The sequence below is a fragment of the Snodgrassella sp. CS2 genome (genome assembly GCF_050310315.1).
Taxonomy (GTDB): Bacteria; Pseudomonadota; Gammaproteobacteria; order Burkholderiales; family Neisseriaceae; genus Snodgrassella; species Snodgrassella alvi_E.
In genome coordinates, this window is sequence record NZ_JBNPBA010000022.1 from 1 (window position 1) to 3,713 (window position 3,713).

The following is a 3,713-nucleotide window of genomic DNA, read 5'->3' on the forward strand; positions in this document are numbered from 1 at the left end:
TGATAGCTGGCATTTTTTAGGGTTTGGCCTTCGTTTAGATTCGCCTGCCATAAGGGGCTGGTGCCCCAATCGCTGTCCGGTATCCAGCCGTACGCTACTTGCATCCGTCCTGTCTGATCCAGGTCGGCTATCAGCCCTTCGCTGCTGTAGATGTAGTAGGTGGTTTTGCCATTTACGGTTTTGCTGATGCGCCGGCCAAACAGGTCGTATGGTAACTGGCTATTTTTCTGCTGTCGTTGCTGACTTTACTTAGTCTCTCGGCCGCTTTGTAGCTATAGCTGAGTTTTTTATTGGCGTTTACTTAGGCAATTGTTCCAATAAATTCTTTTTTATTTATATCAATTCCTTATGCAATTTTGCATAAATATTTTATAAATTATATGATATATTCATTTAAAAGTAATTAAAAAGGCTTTAACTTTTAAATATTAAAGCCCCAATTAAATCAACTATCTTCTGACATTTCATTAATTATGTGATTAAATTTTTTAGCAAAATTAAATTCAACATCATAACAAATGATTTTGCAATGAAGAGAAGAACCAATAAAAGTCATTTCATAGCCTTTTATTTTATTATTGGATTGATCTTCATAAGTTTCAAATTCTTTTTCCTCAAAAATATCACTTATATTTTTAATCTGAATTAAAGGAATAAAGCATCCTTCGAAACCTTCTTCCATTCCAAAATATGCGTTTTTAATATAAATAAATTTGACATTTTTGCATAAAATTTTGCCTATAATTTCACCTTGATTATATATGCTTGTTAACTCAAACGAAATATTATTTCCATGGTTTAATATTTTAACGTCTCCTATACTTACATCTTCTATTTTTTTCATAATTTTTCCTTCTATTTATTTTACAAAATGTCCTGTCGAATGAGATTGATCTTCCAATCTTTTACCCCACCAATCTTGTCTTTCATTATATTTCCTTAAACCATCTTGACGCCAAACTCTTTTTGTTCTAATTACTTCACCACTAGGTTTTATCCATACTGTTGATGAATCAGATTTTCTAATCCACTGCTCATACCCACTAGGACTATCGGGTTTTCTTGTAAATCCTTGTTTAGTTAAAATATCTCTTACTTCTTCTCTTGTTTTTGGCAATTCTTTATCAGAATTTTTATTATTATGTTCATCATCAGGATCCGGTGGATTAGGAGATCCACCTACTATATTTTGACTGTTTGTATCACTTATTTCAACATCTTTAGTTTCACAGTCCTTTTTATCCTTACTTTTTATTATCATTAAGCATTGGTATTGTGGGTAATCCTGTAAGCCAACCTACCATCCCCCATTTCAACGTTTCGCTTGCCAGTCTGTTGCAAGTAGGATTCAACACACAAAATCGTATCCCATTTATTGCAACCCTTATTCCAGCAACAATTAGTGGAACAGCTACAGGAGCAATCTCCCCAGTCGGATCACTGTATACCAGCGGATTTCCACCTACATACCCATACGTGTTTACTCCTCCTGCTAACCCTATCGGGTCACTCAGAATATATCTCCCCGTCTTCGCGTCGTAATCTCTGAAGTAGTTGTACGACAGTCCGGTCTCTTCGTCGTAATACTGTCCCGGAAACCTCAGATTCATGGTGATTTGGTTATTTGCATCCAGTTCGCTGTTGCCAAATGCATCACTGGTAATTTTCCAGCTTTGTTCTCCTGCACTATTTATTGCTAGTTGTGGGGTGCCCAGATGGTCCGTTATTAGGTAGTGATAGCTGGCATTTTTTAGGGTTTGGCTTTCGTTTAGATTCGCCTGCCATAAGGGGCTGGTGCCCCAATCGCTGTCCGGTATCCAGCCGTACGCTACTTGCATCCGTCCTGTCTGATCCAGTTCTGCTATCAGCCCTTCGCTGCTGTAGATGTAGTAGGTGGTTTTGCCATTTACGGTTTTACTGATGCGACGGCCAAATGGGTCGTATTGGTAGCTGGCTATTTCTCCGCTGTCGTTGCTGAGTTTACTCAGTCTCTCGAATGATTAATTTTCATCATAAAATTAATCATTTATGTGATAATTGTTTTAATAAAGATTTTGCTTCATAAATTAGATCTATAGTTGATGTTTTACTTTTAAGAACTTGTTTTAGAAATTTTTTTACTTTTAAATTTTCTTTTTCGGAAATATTGAATAATTTTGCCAACAACAAAGTAGCTCTATCGCTACCATGATTTTTAGCTTGTTTTAAATAAGTGTAGTACAAATCCAGTTTTTGTGTATCCCTATATAAATAAGCCAAATTTAATAAACTATCAACGCTCCCTGCACGAATTGCTTTTTTATACCAAAAAATACTATTTTTATAATTCAATTCAACACCTAATCCATATTGGTATATTCTTCCCAAATAATCCATCGCTGTATAACTTTTATTCTCGTTAGCTAATTTTATAAATTGTCGATAGGATTTTTCATAATTCTCTAAATTAAAATTTATCTCTGCACAAATCAGTTTTCCAAAAATTTTATTGTTCAACTTTGTGGCTTTTCCTATACTTACATTTTTTTTAATATTATTTTTTTTAATATTAATATTTTTCATAATATGGTGTGCTTCTTCTATAGCATAATCAGAAACATCCCTACTGTTTAAAACCACATTAAGTAATCTTCTTACTCTTTTATGTTCTTTTTTACTTATATTATACAATTTAGCTAAGTCTAATGCAGCCTCATCATCTCCTTCTTTTAAAGCACGGTATAATATATATTTCGAAGCTTGCAAATCTCCCATCTGTCGATAAGTTACTGCAATATTAGATAAATAACTATTATCTTCTAAATTTGCATTTGCTTCCCAAATTAGTGCTTTATTTAGGTTTTGACTCAGAAACTCGGAATTACCAAACATACGGCCTATTTCCCACATGCTAGAAGCCACCTTATTCCTAGCCAGCATATAGTTGATAGAAAATGATTTTTTATAATGTTTTTGTATTTCAGCCTTAGAGGCAATACTTTCAAGCTGACTCAACTTTTTTTCACTATAAATTTTCACAATAAACCTCTTTTGTTTGTCAGGCCACAATACTTATAGTTGAAGTTGTAGCCTGATATTTGTAAATTTAGATATTTACTGGAGCACACTAACTGTTGCCCCTGTTGCAACAACTCCCCCTGCTACAGCTCCACATGGCTCCATCATTATACATATAATTCCACCTACTACCGCGACAGTTCCTAATATAATTCCTGTTTTAGAAGTTGATTGTTCGTTTTGTTCACCTTCATTTTCTGGTTTATCACAGCTTTGACCTTTTTTTGGCCTTTTTCTATTGCTACCATCTTCATTTTTATATTCATCCCAATCTTCGGGCTTTTCTACACTACGTTTCTTTTTGCCCCATTGATCAAACTCAAAAACTTTTCCTGGATTTTTTTTATCTAACCTCCAATGTTTATACGGATTATCAGTTCCATGTGAATTCTTAGTTCTATTTCTTTCCCCTTTACTATTTTGACGACCACCTCTACCAGCCAATCCATAAAAATCAATAAAATTCAAAGGGTTCGAATAGGAATATTCATAGATATTTATACCACCATTCAACCCTATCGGGTCATTCTGAATATATCTCCCCGTCTTCGCGTCGTAATCCCTGAAATAGTTATACGTTAGTCCGGTCTCTTCGTCGTAATACTGTCCCGGAAACCTCAGGTTCATGGTGATTTGGTTATTTGCATCCAGTTCGC

The 3,713-nt window shown here is 34.8% G+C and carries 6 protein-coding genes; 1 reads left to right on the forward strand and 5 read right to left on the reverse strand.

Annotated features, from left to right (window positions below; genetic code table 11):
- Positions 1-445 precede the first annotated feature (445 nt).
- From ACQP6D_RS11010 to ACQP6D_RS11020, 3 genes are read right to left on the reverse strand one after another with little or no spacing between them, the layout of a single operon-like run.
- On the reverse strand, positions 446-844 hold the full coding sequence (locus tag ACQP6D_RS11010; RefSeq protein ID WP_369608872.1) for a hypothetical protein: 399 nt from the start codon (positions 842-844) through the stop codon (positions 446-448).
- A gap of 15 nt (positions 845-859) precedes the next feature.
- Positions 860-1,261 carry a hypothetical protein gene (locus ACQP6D_RS11015; RefSeq protein ID WP_427858236.1) on the reverse strand — a complete coding sequence of 134 codons (402 nt, stop codon included), beginning with the start codon at positions 1,259-1,261 and terminating at the stop codon, positions 860-862.
- Positions 1,245-1,838 carry an RHS repeat domain-containing protein gene (locus tag ACQP6D_RS11020; protein WP_427858237.1) on the reverse strand — a complete coding sequence of 198 codons (594 nt, stop codon included), beginning with the start codon at positions 1,836-1,838 and terminating at the stop codon, positions 1,245-1,247. The genes ACQP6D_RS11015 and ACQP6D_RS11020 overlap by 17 nt, the downstream gene beginning before the upstream one ends.
- Here ACQP6D_RS11020 and ACQP6D_RS11025 point away from each other — a divergent pair.
- Positions 1,833-2,000: a hypothetical protein gene (locus ACQP6D_RS11025; protein ID WP_427858239.1), complete on the forward strand. Its 168-nt coding sequence runs from the start codon at positions 1,833-1,835 to the stop codon at positions 1,998-2,000. The two genes, ACQP6D_RS11020 and ACQP6D_RS11025, sit on opposite strands and share 6 nt — an antisense overlap.
- Before the next feature lie 22 nt (positions 2,001-2,022).
- Here ACQP6D_RS11025 and ACQP6D_RS11030 read toward each other — a convergent pair whose 3' ends face one another.
- Complete coding sequence (locus ACQP6D_RS11030; RefSeq protein WP_267391645.1) at positions 2,023-3,018, reverse strand: tetratricopeptide repeat protein; 996 nt, start codon at positions 3,016-3,018, stop codon at positions 2,023-2,025.
- A gap of 75 nt (positions 3,019-3,093) precedes the next feature.
- On the reverse strand, positions 3,094-3,713 hold a 620-nt coding region (locus ACQP6D_RS11035; protein WP_427858241.1), incomplete at its 5' end, for an RHS repeat-associated core domain-containing protein.